General features: G+C 32.8%; 17 protein-coding genes. 13 read left to right on the top strand and 4 right to left on the bottom strand.

Going from position 1 to position 19,171, the window contains the following annotated elements; translation table 11 throughout:
- Positions 1-46: 46 nt before the first annotated feature.
- Complete coding sequence (locus Q4Q35_RS06035; protein ID WP_303277048.1) at positions 47-1,129, bottom strand: isoaspartyl peptidase/L-asparaginase family protein; 1,083 nt, start codon at positions 1,127-1,129, stop codon at positions 47-49.
- A 123-nt stretch (positions 1,130-1,252) separates the two neighbouring features.
- On the opposite strand from Q4Q35_RS06035, the gene amaB reads away from it, so the two are divergent.
- The 5 genes from amaB (at position 1,253) to Q4Q35_RS06010 (ending at position 7,571) form a co-directional block, all read left to right on the top strand.
- A complete protein-coding gene (amaB, locus tag Q4Q35_RS06030) occupies positions 1,253-2,806 on the top strand; it encodes an L-piperidine-6-carboxylate dehydrogenase (RefSeq protein WP_303277047.1) in 1,554 nt (517 codons plus the stop codon).
- A gap of 34 nt (positions 2,807-2,840) precedes the next feature.
- The gene (locus tag Q4Q35_RS06025) at positions 2,841-3,284 is read left to right on the top strand and encodes a hypothetical protein (protein ID WP_303277046.1); all 444 of its coding nucleotides are present in this window, start codon (positions 2,841-2,843) and stop codon (positions 3,282-3,284) included.
- Positions 3,277-4,584: a tetratricopeptide repeat protein gene (locus Q4Q35_RS06020; protein WP_303277045.1), complete on the top strand. Its 1,308-nt coding sequence runs from the start codon at positions 3,277-3,279 to the stop codon at positions 4,582-4,584. Before Q4Q35_RS06025 ends, Q4Q35_RS06020 begins: the two co-directional genes overlap by 8 nt.
- Before the next feature lie 420 nt (positions 4,585-5,004).
- Positions 5,005-6,378: a DUF1800 domain-containing protein gene (locus Q4Q35_RS06015; RefSeq protein ID WP_303277044.1), complete on the top strand. Its 1,374-nt coding sequence runs from the start codon at positions 5,005-5,007 to the stop codon at positions 6,376-6,378.
- 2 nt (positions 6,379-6,380) lie between these two features.
- Positions 6,381-7,571, top strand: a complete 1,191-nt coding sequence (locus Q4Q35_RS06010) for a DUF1501 domain-containing protein (protein WP_303277043.1) — start codon at positions 6,381-6,383, stop codon at positions 7,569-7,571.
- A gap of 158 nt (positions 7,572-7,729) precedes the next feature.
- On the opposite strand, the gene Q4Q35_RS06005 is transcribed toward Q4Q35_RS06010, so the two are convergent.
- From Q4Q35_RS06005 to Q4Q35_RS05995, 3 genes are read right to left on the bottom strand one after another with little or no spacing between them, the layout of a single operon-like run.
- Positions 7,730-8,863, bottom strand: coding sequence for an ATP-binding protein (locus Q4Q35_RS06005; protein ID WP_303277042.1), 1,134 nt, complete (start codon positions 8,861-8,863; stop codon positions 7,730-7,732).
- Positions 8,864-8,894: 31 nt separating this feature from the next.
- On the bottom strand, positions 8,895-9,635 hold the full coding sequence (locus tag Q4Q35_RS06000) for a phosphodiester glycosidase family protein (RefSeq protein ID WP_303277041.1): 741 nt from the start codon (positions 9,633-9,635) through the stop codon (positions 8,895-8,897).
- Between the two features lies 1 nt (position 9,636).
- Complete coding sequence (locus Q4Q35_RS05995; protein ID WP_303277040.1) at positions 9,637-10,389, bottom strand: SDR family NAD(P)-dependent oxidoreductase; 753 nt, start codon at positions 10,387-10,389, stop codon at positions 9,637-9,639.
- 186 nt (positions 10,390-10,575) lie between these two features.
- Here Q4Q35_RS05995 and Q4Q35_RS05990 point away from each other — a divergent pair, with 186 nt between their 5' ends.
- The 8 genes from Q4Q35_RS05990 (at position 10,576) to Q4Q35_RS05955 (ending at position 19,171) form a co-directional block, all read left to right on the top strand.
- On the top strand, positions 10,576-11,685 hold the full coding sequence (locus tag Q4Q35_RS05990; RefSeq protein ID WP_303277039.1) for a DUF4382 domain-containing protein: 1,110 nt from the start codon (positions 10,576-10,578) through the stop codon (positions 11,683-11,685).
- A gap of 187 nt (positions 11,686-11,872) precedes the next feature.
- A complete protein-coding gene (locus tag Q4Q35_RS05985; RefSeq protein ID WP_303277038.1) occupies positions 11,873-12,874 on the top strand; it encodes an AAA family ATPase in 1,002 nt (333 codons plus the stop codon).
- A 74-nt stretch (positions 12,875-12,948) separates the two neighbouring features.
- Complete coding sequence (locus Q4Q35_RS05980; RefSeq protein ID WP_303277037.1) at positions 12,949-13,815, top strand: DUF58 domain-containing protein; 867 nt, start codon at positions 12,949-12,951, stop codon at positions 13,813-13,815.
- Positions 13,816-13,829: 14 nt separating this feature from the next.
- Entirely contained in the window at positions 13,830-15,491 is a 1,662-nt protein-coding gene (locus Q4Q35_RS05975) for a hypothetical protein (RefSeq protein ID WP_303277036.1), read from the top strand.
- Positions 15,491-16,495, top strand: coding sequence for a vWA domain-containing protein (locus tag Q4Q35_RS05970; protein ID WP_303277035.1), 1,005 nt, complete (start codon positions 15,491-15,493; stop codon positions 16,493-16,495). The genes Q4Q35_RS05975 and Q4Q35_RS05970 overlap by 1 nt, the downstream gene beginning before the upstream one ends.
- Positions 16,496-16,593: 98 nt before the next feature.
- Positions 16,594-17,631, top strand: a complete 1,038-nt coding sequence (locus Q4Q35_RS05965) for a VWA domain-containing protein (RefSeq protein WP_303277034.1) — start codon at positions 16,594-16,596, stop codon at positions 17,629-17,631.
- 101 nt (positions 17,632-17,732) lie between these two features.
- A complete protein-coding gene (locus Q4Q35_RS05960) occupies positions 17,733-18,332 on the top strand; it encodes a peroxiredoxin-like family protein (protein WP_303277033.1) in 600 nt (199 codons plus the stop codon).
- A complete protein-coding gene (locus tag Q4Q35_RS05955) occupies positions 18,329-19,171 on the top strand; it encodes a tetratricopeptide repeat protein (protein ID WP_303277032.1) in 843 nt (280 codons plus the stop codon). The genes Q4Q35_RS05960 and Q4Q35_RS05955 overlap by 4 nt, the downstream gene beginning before the upstream one ends.

Below are 19,171 nucleotides of genomic sequence, written 5' to 3'. Positions count from 1 at the left end.
ACGCTAGTTAAATTTTAACACGGGTATCAGACTGACTGATATATTATTAATTTTTATAGATACCAATGGATAATTCGCCTTTATCATTCATGGTTGCTCTATACATACCTGCTGTATTAAATTCTGCGACCATATCTCCATTTTTATCAACGGCGATAACACCTCCTGTGCCTCCTAAATTTGATAGTTTATTTTGAATGACTTCTTTGGCGGCTTCTTGTAAGGATAAATTTTTATATTCCATAAGAGCAGAAATATCGTGAGCTACCATAGCACGAATAAAATACTCGCCCCAACCTGTACTGGATATAGCGCAGGTATTATTATTTGCATAAGTACCTGCTCCAATAATGGGTGAGTCTCCAATACGCCCCCAGCGTTTATTAGTCATACCTCCAGTAGAAGTGCCTGCAGCTAAATTTCCGTTTTTATCGAGCGCTGCGCAGCCTACCGTTCCAAATTTGGAGTTTTTAATAGCTTCGTCATAAAAGAAGGCTGTTTTGTCATCGTGATCCAATTCAAGTTTTTCCGATTCTTTTATTTTTTCAAGCGATTTATGACGTTTTTCGGTATAAAAATAATCGGGGGCAACAATTTGCAAACCTTGCTCTTTTGCAAAAGTATTGGCACCATTTCCAGACAACATAACATGGGGCGACTTGTCCATAATAGTTCTGGCTAAATTTATAGGGTTTTTTACAATTGTTGTTCCTGCGGATGCTCCTGCATTTAATGTTTTTCCATCCATGATAGAGGCATCATGCTCATTAGTACCTGCGTTAGTAAAAACAGCTCCTTTTCCGGCATTAAACAGAGGTGAGTCTTCCATAACATTAATCGTTTTTTGTACGGCATCCAAACTAGACCCTCCATTTTTTAAGATGTTATATCCAACTTTTATGGCTTTTTCTAATACTGTTTTATAAGCCGCTTCTTTTTCCGGAGACATGTTTTTTCTTAAAATGGTACCTGCACCTCCATGAATTATTATAGAAAACTCATTTGTATTTGCCTCAATTTCAGGGACATTTTGGTGATTTTCTTGAGGATTAGAGTCGATTCGTTTACCTTTCTCTTTACAACTAAAGAACAATAAAGTAATTATTAAAATGTAGGTAGATATTTTCATAAAAATTATAATTGATTAACGCATTAAAGTTACCAGTTTTATCATTACCAAATTTGGATAAAAGAGAGTTTTTATTGCTATATTCGCAAAATAATTTTATCATAAATAATAATTCAACAATAAATGCAAACAATAACAACTGATTTTGGAATAGATAAAGCGCTTAAAATTTTAGGTGTGGAAGGTGTAAACGAAGGCACTTCAACAGGTTCGAATCGTTTTTCCAGTGGCGATATTATAGAATCTTTTTCTCCGGTCGATGGTGAATTGATCGGTAAGGTAAAAACAACCACTAAAGAAGATTATGAAAAAGTTATGGAGCATGCTACAAATGCTTTTAAAACATGGAGAACCATGCCTGCACCACAGCGTGGCGAAATTGTACGTCAGTTTGGTGAAAAACTAAGAGAAAAGAAAGAGGCTTTAGGGAAGTTGGTATCTTATGAAATGGGTAAATCTTATCAGGAAGGATTAGGAGAAGTTCAGGAAATGATTGACATCTGTGATTTTGCAGTTGGGTTATCACGTCAGCTTCACGGCTTAACTATGCATTCAGAGCGCCCAGGGCATCGCATGTACGAGCAATATCACCCACTAGGGGTGGTTGGCATTATTTCGGCTTTTAATTTTCCGGTGGCTGTTTGGGCATGGAATACTGCTTTGGCTTGGATTTGTGGTGATGTTTGTGTTTGGAAACCTTCTGAAAAAACACCTATCTGTGGTGTGGCTTGTCAGAATATCGCAGCCGAAGTTTTTAAAGAAAATAACTTACCAGAAGGGATTTGTAATTTAATTAATGGTGATTATAAGGTAGGTGAGTTTATGACTAAAGATACTCGCGTCCCTTTAATTTCTGCTACAGGTTCTACCAGAATGGGTAAAATTGTGGCACAGGAAGTAGCCGCACGTTTGGGGAAATCTTTATTAGAGTTAGGTGGTAATAATGCCATAATTGTAACACCAGATGCAGATATTAAAATGACTGTAATCGGGGCTGTTTTTGGAGCTGTTGGTACTGCCGGACAGCGTTGTACATCTACTCGTCGTTTAATTATTCATGAGAGTATTTACGATCAAGTTAAAAATGCGGTTGTTGATGCTTATAAGCAGTTGCGTATTGGAAATCCGTTGGATGAAAACAACCATGTAGGGCCATTAATTGACACGGGTGCTGTGAGCATGTATGAAAACGCCTTATCCAAAGTCGTTGAAGAAGGCGGGAATATTATTGTTGAAGGTGGCGTACTTTCTGGTGAAGGTTACGAAAGTGGATGTTATGTAAAACCAGCTATTGCTGAAGCAAAACCTCACTTTAAAATTGTACAGCATGAAACCTTTGCGCCTGTTTTATATTTATTAAAATATTCGGGTGAAGTTGAAAACGCCATTGCTATTCAAAATGAAGTGGCACAAGGATTAAGCTCGGCTATTATGACTAATAATTTACGTGAGGCTGAGCGCTTCTTATCTGTTGCTGGGTCAGATTGTGGTATTGCTAATGTAAACATTGGAACTTCGGGTGCTGAAATTGGTGGTGCTTTTGGTGGTGAAAAAGAAACTGGAGGCGGACGCGAATCGGGTTCTGATGCTTGGAAAGTATATATGAGACGTCAAACGAATACTATTAATTACACCACTGAATTACCTTTGGCACAGGGGATTAAATTTGATTTGTAAGTATGTGTTAGTAATAAAATAAAAAATTAAGTAAATGAAAGGTAATTGGATTCTAACATCTACAGTCTTAGGAATAATTGGAGGGATAATTACTTATGCTATAATTGGAGATTGGCAAATATCTTTAATAATTGCAGTTGTTATTTTAGTACTCGTTTTACTAAACAATCCTGCAACAAGATATATGAGAGCCTTTTATGTTATTTCATTTCCTTTACTTAGTAATATTTATTTTTTTATTAATTCTAAAACGGGAAATTTAAACATACAAGCCGGACTAAAAGAATTAGATTTAATTACAGTTGCTGTACTTGGAGTGCTATCAATGGTCTGTTTGATTTTAGATTATTTAGAGAGAAATAGTAAGTTAAATGGAAATGTAATCAAAACAAGCAGAAACTCAATTAAAAACGTATTCGGTAGTAATATCAATATAACCCAAACAATAAAAAAAAAGGGCATAAATAAAGATGAGTAATTCTAACCTCAATAAAGTAACAGCCCTTGGAAATAACATATTTATTTTTCAGTACATAAATAGTGAGGGAGAACAAATAGAAGAGAGAAAGTCATTTCAGGAATTTCTACAGCCATTTATAGATCCATACCAAGAACAAATTAAAATACTTAAAAGTCGTATTAAAGATAAAGTAAAGATTCAAGGTTATTTAGATAAAGAAATAATTGGTTTGTCTAATAAAATTGAGGCATTAAAAAATGAAAAGAAATCTTTAGAAAATCAAGTCTCTCACTTTTTAACTGAAATAGAGGGTAAAGATTTAAGTGAAAACACAAATTTATATCAAGAAGCTTTAGATTATTTCATTGTTGGAAAAATGGACAAGGCATTAGTTGTGTTGGATGAAGTAAAAATGGAAGAGGAAGAAAAACTTGCTATTGAAGATATTAAACAAAAAGCGGAAACACGAATTTTAAAAGCTCGAATACTGAGAGTGAAAAATAAATTTGCTGAAGCAGGTTCAAATTATGAAAAGGCATTGGAACTTTTTAGCAATTGGGATAATTGTTTGGAAGCTGCAAATTATTTTAAATTTATCCATAAATTTAATAAATCAACACATTATTATCGAATTTGTTTACAAAAAGTAACGTCCAATTATGAAAAAGCGGCAACTTTAAATAATTTGGCTAATTTACAGAGTGATAAAAATGAATTTGGGAAGGCAGAGAGCTCCTATCTAGAAGCTTTAGAGATAAGAAGAAAATTAGCAGAAGACAACCCTCAAACCTATTTGCCTGACGTAGGAATGACTTTAAATAATTTGGCGGTTTTACAGAGGGATAAAAATGAATTTGAGAAAGCCGAGAGCTCCTATGAAGAAGCTTTAGAGATATATCGAAAATTAGCAGAAGCCAATCCCCAAACCTATTTGCCATATGTTGCAGGGACTTTAAATAATTTGGCGGTTTTACAGAGGGCTAAAAATGAATTTGAGAAAGCCGAGAGCTCCTATGAAGAAGCTTTAGAGATAAGAAGAAAATTAGCAGAAGCCAATCCCCAAACCTATTTGCCTGACGTAGGAATGACTCAAATAAATATGGGAATCTATTATCAAGAATCTAAGATTGATAGAGCATTGTCAATTCAATTAGTTGATGAGGCGATTACCAATTTATTGCCATTTTATCAAATACCTTATATTCAAAATTATTTAAAGGTTGCTTTTAAAGTACTTAAGGGTTGGGAAATAGATATTGAAACATATTTAGAAAAAAAGATGGCAACCAATAATGAGCAAAACGGCAATATGGGCTAGATGTAATACAGCATTTGTGTTGGATAAAAAGACTCAAAGTTTCTAAATTTTAAACCATTTCGTTTTTTAAAAGTCTATCATAACATACTCCAATGGGTTATTAAAGTCTTCGGTTATGGAACACAGGCACATTCAACATTTATTTTGGCTTACGGGCCTTGGTATTTTACCACCACAGTAACACCTTATCCAAAAAGAGCAAAACAGAAATTGTTACACTTTACTTACAAAATTCACTTAAAAAACTATCTTAATTCAATTCAGACCTGCCAGGTTTTAAAAACCTGGCAGGTCTTTTTTACGTCCGAAAATAGAATAAACAGTAATCTATCTGACAGCTTAAAGTCTCTAAATTTTAAACCTTTTTGCTTTTTAAAAGTCTATATAATATACTTCGATAGATTATTAAAGTTTTCAATTATGGAACACAAGCACATTCAGCATTTATATTGGCGTACAGGTTTTGGGATTTTACCAGCACAACTTAATACTTTATCAAAAAAGAGTAAAACAGAAATTGTTGCCCATCTTTTTAAAGCTTCAAAAAGTGTTACACCTCTAAAAGTAGATACCTCCGAAATTGATGCTTTGTTTACGAGCAAGTCTGATTTTACAAAAGAAAACAGAAAGAAATTTCAAGAAATTAGTCGAAAAAAGAGGCTTGAATTAAATGTTGCATGGATAGGCAGATTAGCAAATACAGATGAACTGCTACGTGAAAAAATGACCTTGTTTTGGGCTAACCATTTTGTGTGCGAAGACAATAATATTTTATTCATTCAACAGTTTAATAATACCTTACGTAAGCACGCTTTAGGGAATTTTAAAGATTTTGTAAAGGCTATTTCAAAAGAGGCTGCCATGACAAAGTATTTAAATACGAAACAAAACAGAAAACTAAAGCCTAATGAAAATTTCGCCAGAGAACTTATGGAGTTATTCACTTTAGGCGTTGGCAATTATACCGAACAGGATATTAAAGAAAGTGCACGTGCTTTTACAGGGTATAATCATAATTTTAAAGGAGAATTTGTTTTAAGAAAACCTCAGCATGACACTGGTAATAAAACATTTTTTGGTAAAACAGGAAATTTTGATGGTGAAGCTATTATCGATATCATTTTAGAAAAAGAACAATGTGCTAAATATATTTGCGAAAAAATATACAAATATTTTGTGAGTGATGTTGTGCATAAAGCGCATATAGATGAAATGGTAAGTGTTTTTTATCCTAATTATAATATCGAAAAACTAATGAGGCATCTACTCCTTTCCGATTGGTTTTATGATGATGAAAATATAGGAACAAAGATCAAATCTCCTATTGAGTTTTTAGTTGGTATAAATGGCATTGTTCCTGTTCAGTTTAAAAATTCAAGGCAATTGCTTTATATTCAAAAAGTATTAGGGCAAACATTGTTAAACCCGCCTAATGTAGCTGGTTGGAAAGGTGGAAGGAGTTGGATAGACAGTAACACGATTATGTTTCGGTTAAAATTGCCTTCCATACTATTAAACAATGCTTATATTTCTAAAATTGAAGTGGATGACTCTGATAGTATGATGGACATGTCTTCCAAAAACAGAAGTAAAAAGAACCGATTTAAAGTAGAGCCCAATTGGGATGTTTTTAATACGAACTTTAAAAAAGTGTCTTTAGAAACATTAGAAAATCATTTATTACAATGTCATATTAATTCTAAAACGGAAGATTATTTACAGTCATTGAAAAAAGGGACTAAAAGAGATTATTGTATTCAGTTAATGTCGTTACCAGAATATCAAATGTGTTAGTTATGGATAGAAGAAAATTTTTAAAGAATTCAACATTGGCAAGTAGTTTATTCTTTGTGCCAAGTTTTGTAAAAGCTTTTGAAGAAGTTGCCAGCAGTAGCTTAGGTTATAAACGTTTGGTAATTGTCCAATTATCTGGAGGAAATGATGGTTTAAATACGGTTATACCTTATAGAAATGATATCTATTATAAAGAACGCCCAACCATAGCGTTATCAAAAACCGATGTTATAAAACTTAATGACGACATAGGGTTACACCCAAGTTTATTACCCTTAAAACGTTTATACGATAACGGTAATCTTTCTATTATTAATAGTGTAGGGTATCCTAACCCTGTTAGATCTCATTTTAGATCGATGGACATTTGGCATACAGCAAGTGACTCTAATGAGTATTTACAGGAAGGTTGGATCGGTCGTTATTTAGATCATTCTGCTAAACATCCGTATCATGCTATTGAACTAAACGAAAGTTTATCTATTGCCTTAAAAGGAAATCGGTTTAATGGAATTGCTACACAAAACCCAAAAGTTTTGTATAACATGTCTAAAGACCCTTATTTTAAAAACGTGTTAAAACATCAAAATGATATCCACCTTAGCGAACACAACTTAGGGTATTTATATAAATCTATGATATCGGCAGAGTCTTCTGCAAAATATATTTATGAAACGAGTAAAACTGTTTCGGCTAAGGATGGGTACCCGAAAAATCAATTTGGAAATCAGTTAAAAACAACCGCACAGTTTATTAACTCAGGTTTGCAAACAAAAGTATTTTATGCCTCTTTAGGCGGATTTGATACGCATGCAAACCAAAAAAACGCACAAAATAGGTTATTAGGTATTTATGCCAATAGCATGGAAGCGTTTGTTAGTGATTTAAAAGAAAATAACACTTTTAAAGACACCCTAATTTTAACCTTTTCTGAATTTGGCAGACGCGTAAAACAAAATGCAGGCATGGGAACCGATCATGGTACGGCTAATAATGTTTTTATTATAGGCGATAAGTTAAAAAAGCAAGGATTTTATAATGAAGCTTCCAGTTTAAGTGATTTAGATGATAATGGCGATTTAAAATTTGAAATAGATTTTAGAACCATTTATGCCACCGTTTTAAATAAATGGCTAGAAGTAAATGACAAAGCTATTTTGAATAAATCGTTCAACCAATTAGATTTTATTTAAGCACAAAAAAACCTTGTTCCAATGCCGATTTTTTTTCGGGAGAAACAAGGTTATATCTAAAAAGATTAATAGCATTGCAAAATTAATAATTTTTCTTTTATTTCAAAACTTGAAAAGTTAACTTAAGATTAATTTTAGGCTAAACTTGTTAACTCATATTAACTGTATTTGACCTTTCTTAAGATGCGCAAAGACTCTTTGTAAAGATTGTATAACTCATTACTATGAGCTTTTAAATAAGGTTTGGCTTCGTTAAGTCTATTTATGGCTTCCTCAAATGAATTAAGAAAACATATAAGATACGTTCCAGGTAAATTTCTTAAATCTACTTCTTCTCTTTTTGTAAGTGCAAATCCTTTTTTAAGTTTTTCTAAAATAGCATTATTAGTGTTATAAATATGATGCAATACCTTTTTATCAAATTGAGGAGGTTTGAATAATAATTTTGTTTCAATGGTATAGTTTGCATTGTTTTCAAAACGAATAATTGTTTCTTCTAATGGATAATATTTACTGGAATTTTGAAGCCCAAGACCCACATATTCAACAATCTTAAAGCTGTTGTCATCAAATAAAATAGAGACCTCATCTAAGGCAGAAAAAAATAATCGTACTTGCTCATTAATCAATTCAATATCTACTCTGGAAAAAAAGACTTCATCTTTTACAACTTTTTTTTGACCTGCCCAACACACTACAAAATACTCTTTAAAAACTTTGTATTGCGCATTGTAATCTTTACGGGTATTCATAAAGTCGAAAACACCATCAAGCGTATGCTCTATGTTATTTTGAGCATTGTTCTCAATGGCCTCAACAATTTTAGAATTGGTGTCTTTTATTTCAATATCAAACACCTTGGGCATACTCATGCTCCCATCTCTAAAAAATACAGAGCCTCCATAGTATTTCCAAATGTTTTTTCTAAGAGATGTTATTTTACCGGTAGGTCTAATAGTTACTAAACCAACTACTTTATCGTCGGGAAGATGTGGAAATGGAATGTTTTCGTATTGTATTATTGGTGGGTGGCTTAAGTAAGCATTGATAAGGTTTTGTATTTTGCTGTCATCAAAAAAATCGACACCAATAATATGGTTGTCTTCATCTTCAACACCAATAACTATATAAGCGTTGTTTTTCGGGTTGCTATTAGAAAGTGCACAAACATGTTTTAAAAACTTAGCTTTTCCTTCTTTATGACCAATGTTTATTTTTCGTTTTTTATCATAAAAGCTGTTCTCATCGTTATGAGCCAGAAGGTGTTTTATTAGTAAACGTTTGTTAATCATATCTGTCATTCCTGCGAAAGCAGGAATCTTTTTAATTCATTTCTTCAATTTCGGCAATAATCACTCCAAAATTACCATCTAATTGTTTCCAATTCTTAGAAGGCAGGTATGTTCTTGATACAAATCCGTCAAAGTATAAAGCATTTTTACAACCATTATTTTTAAAAAATTCGGCAAAGTCATATAATGTGATTAAACCTTTCGACATGGCAAATAAAAGATCTCCATTAGACAGGATACCAATACCATTTCTTATATGTAAATGTTTTGAATCCTTTTTAAATACAGGATGTATTTTATTGTCAATGACTAACATTGGTCCAGATTGTGTTGCATAGACTATATTTTTGCTAAGCTTAAAATTTTCTGTTTTACAAACGACACCTTTATTATCTTTTGTTACATAGAAAACACCATTAGGTTCTAAGTAAAAGTTTCCATAATCTTTTTTTAGAGTATCTAATGGAATTTTAACGATCCCATTTTCTATAAACAACCCTTGAGGAGAGCCATCTTTCATATACATCCCACCATTTGTAGCAAAAATTAATTTTTGGGATTTGTTCTCAAGATATTTTTTTAATTTTTCATGATTTCCAATATTAACTCCATCATTACTTTTCCAATAAAACCTTAAATTTTGTTGTTTTAAATCAACAGTATGTATAATGAATCTTGGGTCTTCAGAATCCTGATTGGTTTGACTATATAATGAGTTAATACAAATAGGAAAGAGTATTAAACAGAAAAGAAGTAGAAGTATCTTCTTCATTTTATAAATCCTTTTTTACGATAACACTATTCGCCTGAGCCGTTGGAAACACTAATAAATCTGCAATATTTACATGAGGAGGCCGCGAAATTGCGAAGTAAATAATCTCTGCAATGTCTTTAGCCTGTAAGGCTTTAAATCCCTTGTAAACAGAATCTGCAATTTTATCACCTTTAAAGCGTACTTCGGAGAATTCGGTTTCTACCAAGCCGGGATTTATGGCTCCTACTTTTATTCCAAAAGGGTTTAAATCTATACGCATACCCTCTGTAATAGCTAAAACAGCATGTTTACTACCACAATACACATTTCCTTTTGGATAAACTTCTTTACCTGCCGACGAACCGATATTAATAATATGTCCGGATTCACGTACTGTCATTTGTGGAATAACTGCCTTACTTACATAGAGTAATCCTTTTACGTTAATATCCATCATAGCATCCCAGTCGTCAATACTCCCTTCATTTATTGGATCTAAACCATGTGCATTACCAGCATTATTTATTAAAATATCAATGTTTTTAAAAGCATCAGGTAGCGATTCAATGGCTTGCAGTGTTTTTTCTTTATCACGTACATCAAAGTTTAAAATATGTACATCGGTTAACCGCTCTAATGCTTTTTGAATCGTGTTAAGGCGATCTAGACGCCTCCCACATAAAATTAAATTGATACCGTGTTTTGCAAATTCATAAGCAGTTGCTTCTCCAATACCACTAGTTGCTCCTGTAATTAGGGCTGTTTTTTTCATATTTTTAATTATAATAAAAAGACAAATTTTTCATGTTTTTTTACAGATTATGTGTCTTTTTTGGCAATTCACGTATAAAAATACTTAAAACTCATTTAATATTGTATCATTGTCTTTAAATAATAATTAAGCACTGATTATGAGATTGTTACCAGTGGTGAAGATCTCGATTTGTAAGTTATAGAGATGAGTATTTTAAATAAATTAAAAACAATCCTTCTTTCTTTAATATGTATCTCTCTTTTTGGGTGTCATAATTCGGAATCAAATAATACTAGTTTACAAGCACCAACCATTTCTATTAAATTGGTAGATAAATCTGGAGACTTTGAAGAAGTGAATGTTGATGTTGTTGATGTTTTGATTAAAATGGATGACAACAGCAATGATGAAAATGGTTGGATATCACTTAACTCAAATAAAAAAGTGATAAACTTACTTGATCTCACTGGTGGTGTTCATGAAGTTTTGGTGGACAAGTTCCCTATTCCTACCGGAACCTTAAAACAAATAAGATTAGTCTTGGGAGATAATAATACTATTGTTATCAAAAATGATTTGGATGTTGGAGAGGTACATGACTTAAAAACACCAAGTGCACAACAATCTGGTTTAAAACTAAAAGTAGATACAGTAATAGAGGAAGGCTTTACTTATGATTTTGTTTTAGATTTTGATGTTGATAAATCTGTTATAATTGCAGGAAAATCAGGAAACATTAATCTAAAGCCGGTGATGAGGGTGATAACAGAAGTAAGTTCTGGAATCATAGAAGGTTCTGTACTTCCTGTAGATGAATCGGCTGTAGCATCTGTTATAGATACTAAAGGAACTCCGGAAACAGACGACGACGAAGTTTTATCAGCTTATACTAACTACACAGGACATTTTGCGCTTTGGGGAGTTTCGTCAGGAACATACGAAGTTATATTAACGCCTATAGATTCAAATTCTAAATATAAAGTAACAACTGTTAATAATATAGAAGTTGTTAATGGGGAAATTACGGTTATTGAACCTGCTATAGAATTGGCACTAAAAGCAGGAGCGATTACAGGTAAAATACTTAATGAAAATGTAGTAGTAACAGCCTCTGTAATAGTAGATGGTGTTGTCGTTGAGGCAAACACAAATGAAGCAGGTGTATTTCTTCTTGAAAATATTCCAATAGGTGTATATAAAATTACATTAACACCCGCAAACGGATCTGGGCTAGTTGCAACCGAATTAAATAATGAAGAAGTAAAAGAAGATGAAACCAACGATTTGGGAGAGATCACTTTACCAGGTGCATAATATTTCATTCTAAAACAATGTATATTACGGGCAGTTTCTTTAAGAAACTGCCCGTAATATTTTAACCTATTCTTAACTGGATTTGTTAAATATTTTAACCTATTCTTAACAGGTTTAAAAGAAAAATTTTAACAATTTGCATGGCTCAAATAAGCTTATTATATTCGGGCTTAAAAAAATAAAGAAGATGCAAGAAACTGGTACAATTGATATTAAGACAATTAACGAGAAAATTGAGAAGGAAAGTGCTTTTGTTGATTTACTAATGCTAGAAATGAATAAAGTAATTGTAGGCCAAAAACATATGGTCGAACGGTTACTTATTGGGTTATTAGGACAAGGGCATATTTTACTTGAAGGTGTTCCTGGGTTAGCAAAAACTTTGGCTATAAACACCTTGGCACAAGCTGTAGACGGAAGCTTTAGTAGAATACAATTTACACCCGATTTATTACCCGCCGATGTAACAGGAACCTTAATTTACAATATGAAGGTTAATGATTTCTCGATAAAGAAAGGACCTATATTTGCTAATTTTGTCTTAGCAGATGAGATTAACAGAGCTCCTGCAAAAGTACAATCGGCTTTACTTGAAGCGATGCAAGAAAAGCAAGTAACTATTGGTGATGAAACTTTTGTATTAGATAAGCCGTTTTTAGTTATGGCAACACAAAACCCCGTTGAACAAGAAGGGACATACCCTTTACCAGAAGCTCAGGTTGACCGTTTTATGTTAAAAACGGTTATAGATTACCCAAAAATTGATGAAGAACAGCTCATTATGAGAGCAAACCTAAAAGGTGCTTGGGATAAAGTAAACCCGGTTGTTTCTGTAAAACAAATCATAGATGCACAAAAAGTAGTTCGTGAGGTCTACATGGATGAGAAAATTGAAAAATATATTCTTGATATTATTTTTGCAACACGATATCCGGAAAAATATAAACTTGCCGATTTAAAACCGCTAATTTCATTTGGAGCTTCACCACGTGGAAGTATCAATTTAGCAACTGCTGCTAAATGTTATGCTTTTATTAAACGTCGTGGATATGTTATTCCAGAAGATGTTCGCGCGGTTGTTTATGATGTATTAAGGCATAGAATAGGGATTACTTATGAAGCTGAAGCCGAAAATGTAAATTCAGTAGACATCATCAACAAAATTGTAAACGAGATAGAAGTACCATAGAATTTTAGATTTTAGAATTAAGAATGACGATTTTAGAAGTCGTAAATCAAAAATCTACAATCGTAAATTGAAAAATGGATACTAAAGAATTACTAAAAAAAGTACGAAAAATAGAGATTAAGACACGTCGTCTGTCTGATCATATATTTGGAGGAGAATACCATTCAACCTTCAAAGGACGTGGTATGACTTTTAGTGAAGTACGCCAATATCAATTTGGTGACGATGTACGAAATATAGATTGGAACGTAACTGCACGTTACAATGAACCTTTTGTGAAAGTTTTTGAAGAAGAACGCGAGCTTACCATGATGCTTATGGTAGATATATCCGGTTCAGAATTGTTTGGCACAGAACAGCAGTTTAAAAACGAAGTCGTTACAGAAATAGCAGCAACATTGGCGTTTTCGGCCACTCAAAACAATGACAAAATCGGACTCATTTTATTTTCTGATAAAGTAGAACTTTATATTCCGCCTAAAAAAGGACGTTCACATGTACTTCGTATTATTCGGGAACTTATAGAGTTTAAACCGGAAAGTAAGCAAACCAATTTGGCAGAAGCATTAAAGTTTATGCAAAACGTGATGAAGAAAAAAGCCATTGTTTTTGTGTTATCTGATTTTATTGCCGACGATTATCATCAAACAATGAAAATTGTTTCGGGTAAACATGACGTTACAGGAATACGCGTTTACGATAAACGTGAAGAAGATATACCAAACTTAGGCATGGTGCAAATGCATGATGAAGAAACCGGAGAGTCCATGTTAGTGAATACATCGTCAAAAAAAGTAAGACTTAATTATGGTAAGTTCTATCATGAAAAAGTAGCTTATTATAAAGAGAGCTTTACAAAATCGGGCGCTGGAGCAATTGATTGTCGCGTTGATGAAAGTTATGTAAAAAAGCTTCTAGGTTATTTTAAAAGAAGAGGATAAACGATTTTAGATTTATGAATTACGAATTACGATTTTTGAGTAAAATAGCTTCCGCCTTCCGTCTTCGGTCTTCGGTCATAGCTTCTTTTCTCTTTTTTCTATTTTCTCTTGTCTCATTTGCCCAAGTTACTTCGGCAATCGATTCTACATCTATAAAAATAGGTGAACAAATTACATATCATATTCAAGTAGAAACAGATACTACTAGTTTGGTTGTTTTTCCAGAAGGGCAAACATTCACGCCTTTAGAAATGATTGAATCCTACGAAGTAGATACATTAAAAAATAACGATAAGTACAATCTCATTAAAAAGTATGGATTAACGCAATTTGATTCAGGAGCTTACACCATTCCAAGACAAAAAATAATTATTGGAGATAAAACCTTTTTTACCGATTCTCTAAAGGTAGAAGTTAGAGATATTGTAATTGATACTACAAAGCAAGGGTTGTATGATATCAAACCTATTATTGAAGTAAAAAAACCTTCAAGTAATTGGTGGAAATATCTATTACTTACGCTTTTAATAATTGGTATTATTGCATTTTTATTGTTTTGGTTTATTTGGAGAAAAAAACCATTATCCGAAGCCGAACAAATAGCATTGCTCCCTCCCTATGACAGAGCTAAATTAGCTCTTAAAAAGCTAGATGAAAGCCATTATTTAGAACATTCAGAATTAAAAGAATATTATTCAGAATTAACAGGAATCATCAGAAAATATTTAGATGAAAAAGTATACGATCATTCTTTAGAAAGTACTACCGATGAGCTTGTTAAAAGACTTCGATTGCTTAAAGAAGGTAACCAAATTGATTTAAGTAAAGAGACGATTGAAAATATTGAAAATATTTTAAAACGAGCCGATTTAGTGAAATTTGCAAAATCTGCTCCAGATATAGCATTAGCCGAATTAGATAGAAGTACGATTGATAGCGAGATTGATCATGTAAAAGAAGTGTTACCAGAGCCAACAGAGGAAGAGAAGCTTTTAGACGAAAAATATAGAGAAGAATTAGAACGTAAAAAAACCCGAAATAAGATTATTATAACGGTAGCAATAAGTGTGTTTATATTAATAGCTACTTTCACAGGTTTTTCAATAAAATATGGATTTAATTATGTTAAGGATACTATTATTGGTCATGATAGCATAGAGCTTTTAGAGGGCGATTGGGTAACTAGCGAATATGGGGTTCCGCCTATAACAATTTCAACACCTAAAGTGTTAAAAAGAATGGATCCCGGTTTACCCGAAGAATTATCGCAACAGATTGATGTTACAATGTTTGGTTATGGTAGTTTAATAGATAGGTTTAGCATTGCGGTTACGACTTCTAAATATAAAAATTTAGGTGAAAATAAAATAGATTTAGAACAATCTATAAACGAGAATTTTAAAACACTTGAAGCTTCTGGTGCACAGAATATCGTAACAAAAAACGAAAAATTTGTGACTCCAAACGGTGCCGAAGGACTAAAAGTTCATGGTAGTTTAGAACTATCAATCCCAAATTCAGACAAAGTAGAAAGAGGGAAGTATGTTATTTTAGCATTTACATCAGAAAATATTGTACAACAAGCACTCCTTTTTTGGAAGGAATATGATGTTTATGCAGATCAAATTGTTGAGCGTATTTTAAATTCAATAGAACTTAAAAAAGCAGAAGAATAATGTTTGAGGGAATCGAATTTTTAAATAAAGAATTTTTCTGGTTGCTGTTAGCACTTCCATTAGTTGTGTTGTGGTATATTTTTAAGCACAAAAAACAAACAGCAGAACTTAAAATATCAAGCCTAAAAGGTTTTAAGGTTACTAATTCCTGGTTACCTAAATTAAAGCACCTATTGTTTGCTTTGCGCTTAGTCGCCTTGGCTATATTAATTACCGCGTTAGCAAGACCTCAAACTGTAGATGTTTCGACAAAAACAAAAACTACAAGAGGAATTGACATTGTAATGGCCATAGACGTTTCTGCTAGTATGCTAGCAAAAGATCTATCTCCAAATAGATTAGAAGCATTAAAAAAAGTAGCAGCAGAATTTATTAAAGGAAGACCAAATGATAGAATTGGTTTGGTTGAATATGCCGGAGAAAGTTATACGAAAACACCAATAACAAGCGATAAAGCCATAGTAATACGATCATTAAAAAGTATAAAGTATAATACTATTATTGAAGGAGGTACTGCTATAGGCATGGGGTTAGCAACATCGGTAAATCGCTTAAAAGATAGTAAAGCCACAAGTAAAGTCATTATTTTATTGACCGATGGTGTTAATAATTCAGGATTTATAGACCCTAAAATAGCGAGCGAATTAGCTGTTGAATATGGTATAAAAACATATACCATAGGTTTAGGAACCAATGGTATGGCGTTGTCTCCTATAAGACTTTCATCTAATGGGCAACTCCAGTACGGACGCGTTCAAGTAGAAATAGATGAAGAGTTATTAAAAGAAATAGCCAACGCTACCGGAGGAAAATATTTTAGAGCGACTAACAATAGAAAGTTAGAGGAGATTTATGATGAAATAAATAAACTAGAAAAAACAGAAATAGAAGAATTTAAATTTTATAATTACGAGGAGAAATATAGATCGTTAGTAGTATTCGCAGGATTGTTACTCCTTATGGAATTACTATTGCGTTTTACGGTTTTTAGAAGTTTTGTTTAAAAAGACCAAAGAATATAAAGTCAAAATAAAAGACATTACGTTTTTGGAATTTTGGAATTTTGGAATTTTGGAGTTTAAATATTGGAATTTAGAAAAAAATGTATCAATTAGAAGAAAAAATATGGTTTTGGGCGTTAGGTATTATTCCAGTAATAATCCTATTCTTTTTGGTGCTTCAGTTATGGAAATATAAGGCACAGAGTAAATTTTCTGATAAAAAATCACTTAAAAAATTAAGCCCCAATACATCATTGTTTAAATCAGTTTTAAAAATTGGCGTATTGAGTTTAGCTTTTGCTTGCTTGGCAATCGCATTGGTAAACCCCAAAATAGGTACAAAATTAGAAACGGTTAAGCGAGAAGGTGTCGATATTGTTTTTGCTGTCGATGTATCTAAAAGTATGTTAGCCGAAGATATAGCACCAAATAGGCTAGAAAAATCTAAGCAACTCGTCACGCAAATTATCAATAATTTGGCTAGTGACCGCATTGGAATTATAGCTTATGCAGGAAAAGCATTTCCACAATTACCTATAACAACAGATTATGCATCGGCCAAAATGTTTTTGCAAAGTATGAATACCGATATGTTATCATCGCAAGGAACCGCTATAAACGAAGCTATTAAATTGGCAAAAACATATTTTGATGATGAGGAACAAACCAATAGAATTCTAATTATTATTTCAGACGGAGAAGATCATAGTGAGGAAGCAGCAGCAGTTGCAGAAGATGCAAGTGAAGAAGGTATTCGTATTTTTACCATTGGTGTTGGCGATATAAAAGGAGGCCCTATTCCCGAAAAACGAAATGGTATTGTATTAAACTATAAAAAAGACAATCAAGGAGAAACGGTCATTACACGTTTAAATGAGGAAACCCTCCAAGCTATTGCCGAAGAAGCCAATGGCGCTTATATAAATGGAAAAAACACAAATGATGTTGTTGAGAATATTCGTGAAATTTTAAATAGCATGGATAAAACAGAATTTGAAGCCAAGCAATTTGCCGATTTTAAAGATCAATTTCAATGGTTTTTAGGCTTTGGGATTTTCTTTTTGCTTTTAGATGTTTTCTTATTGGAGCGTAAAACGGCCTGGTTGAAAAAATTAAATTTATTTAATGAGAATTTATAAATTCTTTAACGAAGATAAAAGAGAAGGTTTTATATCTTAGAAATTAAAATAAACCCATATTACACTAGATACAATAAAGTATCGGTCAATAAATAATGAAGATGAAAGTTTTTACAACATTAATAGTTTTATGCACATCGGTATTTACTTGTATTGCTCAAGTTGCTGAAAAAGACACTGATATTTCTCCATTATTAATAGGTGAAAAAGTCCCTAGTTTAAGTGTCGTTTCAACAGAAGGAAATAAAGTGCCATTAGAAGAAGTATTAAAGCAACAACCATCGGTTTTGCTTTTTTATAGAGGTGGGTGGTGCCCGTTTTGCAACAGACATCTTTCTGCTGTTGGTGAAATCCAGAATGAGATTGACGCACTTGGATACCAAATAATCGGTTTCAGTCCAGATTCTCCCAAAAACTTAAAAACCTCTAAGGAAAAAGGGGCATTGGCATATAAACTTTTTTCGGATGCAGATGGCGAATTAATAAAAGCTATGGGTATAGCCTTTAAAGCTCCCGAACGTTATTCCGATAGGCTTGACAAGTTTTCAGGAGGCCTTAATTCAGGGTTCCTACCAGTTCCATCAGCATTTATCGTAGATACAGATGGCACCATACTTTTTGAGTATATTAGCCCTAACTATAAGCAAAGAATGAGTGCTAATATGTTATTAGAAATACTAAAGCAATTAAAAGAAAAATGAAACAAGTATTATTAATCACATTAGTATTATTTGTGTCTTTATCTTTTTCTCAGGAGGAACAGGATAAAGAAGCGTTGTTAGCTTTAAAAAAAGCGACTAATTATATATATGAAGGCAATAATTTAATAACTGAAGACGATTTTGTTTCGGGAGAAATGGCTTATAGACAAGCTATTTCTAAACAAGCAAATGCAGTTGCAGGAATTTACAATTTAGGAAATGCATACTATGAAAAAGGTAATTACGAAGAAGCACTTTTTCGTCATCAACAAGCAGCAAAAGCAGCCACTTCAAAGTTAGAAAAGCACAAGGCATATCATAACATTGGTAATATTCTAATGCAGAATAAAAAATGTAAAGAAGCTGTTGAAGCTTTTAAAAATGCTTTAAGAAATGATCCTACAGACAATGAAACACGGTACAATTTGGGTTTAGCTAAGATTTGTGCAGAAGAACAAAAAGATCAGCAAGACGAAAATAAAGACGACCAAAACAAAGACGAGAACAAAGAGGATCAAGATAAGAAAGAGAACGAAGATAAAAAGGATAAGGAGGGCGACGATAAAGAGGATAAAAAAGACAAAGGCGATCAGGATAAAAAAGAAGGTGAAGACGAAAAGGATGATGAGGGAAAGCCTAAAGACGAAAAAGAAGATAAAGGTAAGGAAGGTGATAAAGAAAAAGAACAGCAAAAACCTAAACCTCAACCCGGACAGATGTCGCCACAACAAATAAAGAATTTATTAGAGGCCATGAACAATCAGGAACAAAAAGTTCAGGAAAAAATGAATCAGGCAAAAGAAAAAGGTGTAAAAATAAAAACTGAAAAAGACTGGTAA

The sequence above is a fragment of the Flavivirga aquimarina genome, assembly GCF_030540835.1.
GTDB lineage: Bacteria > Bacteroidota > Bacteroidia > Flavobacteriales > Flavobacteriaceae > Flavivirga > Flavivirga aquimarina.
The sequence above is the reverse complement of the archived record's forward strand: the minus strand, read 5'-3'. Positions and strand labels throughout refer to the sequence as shown.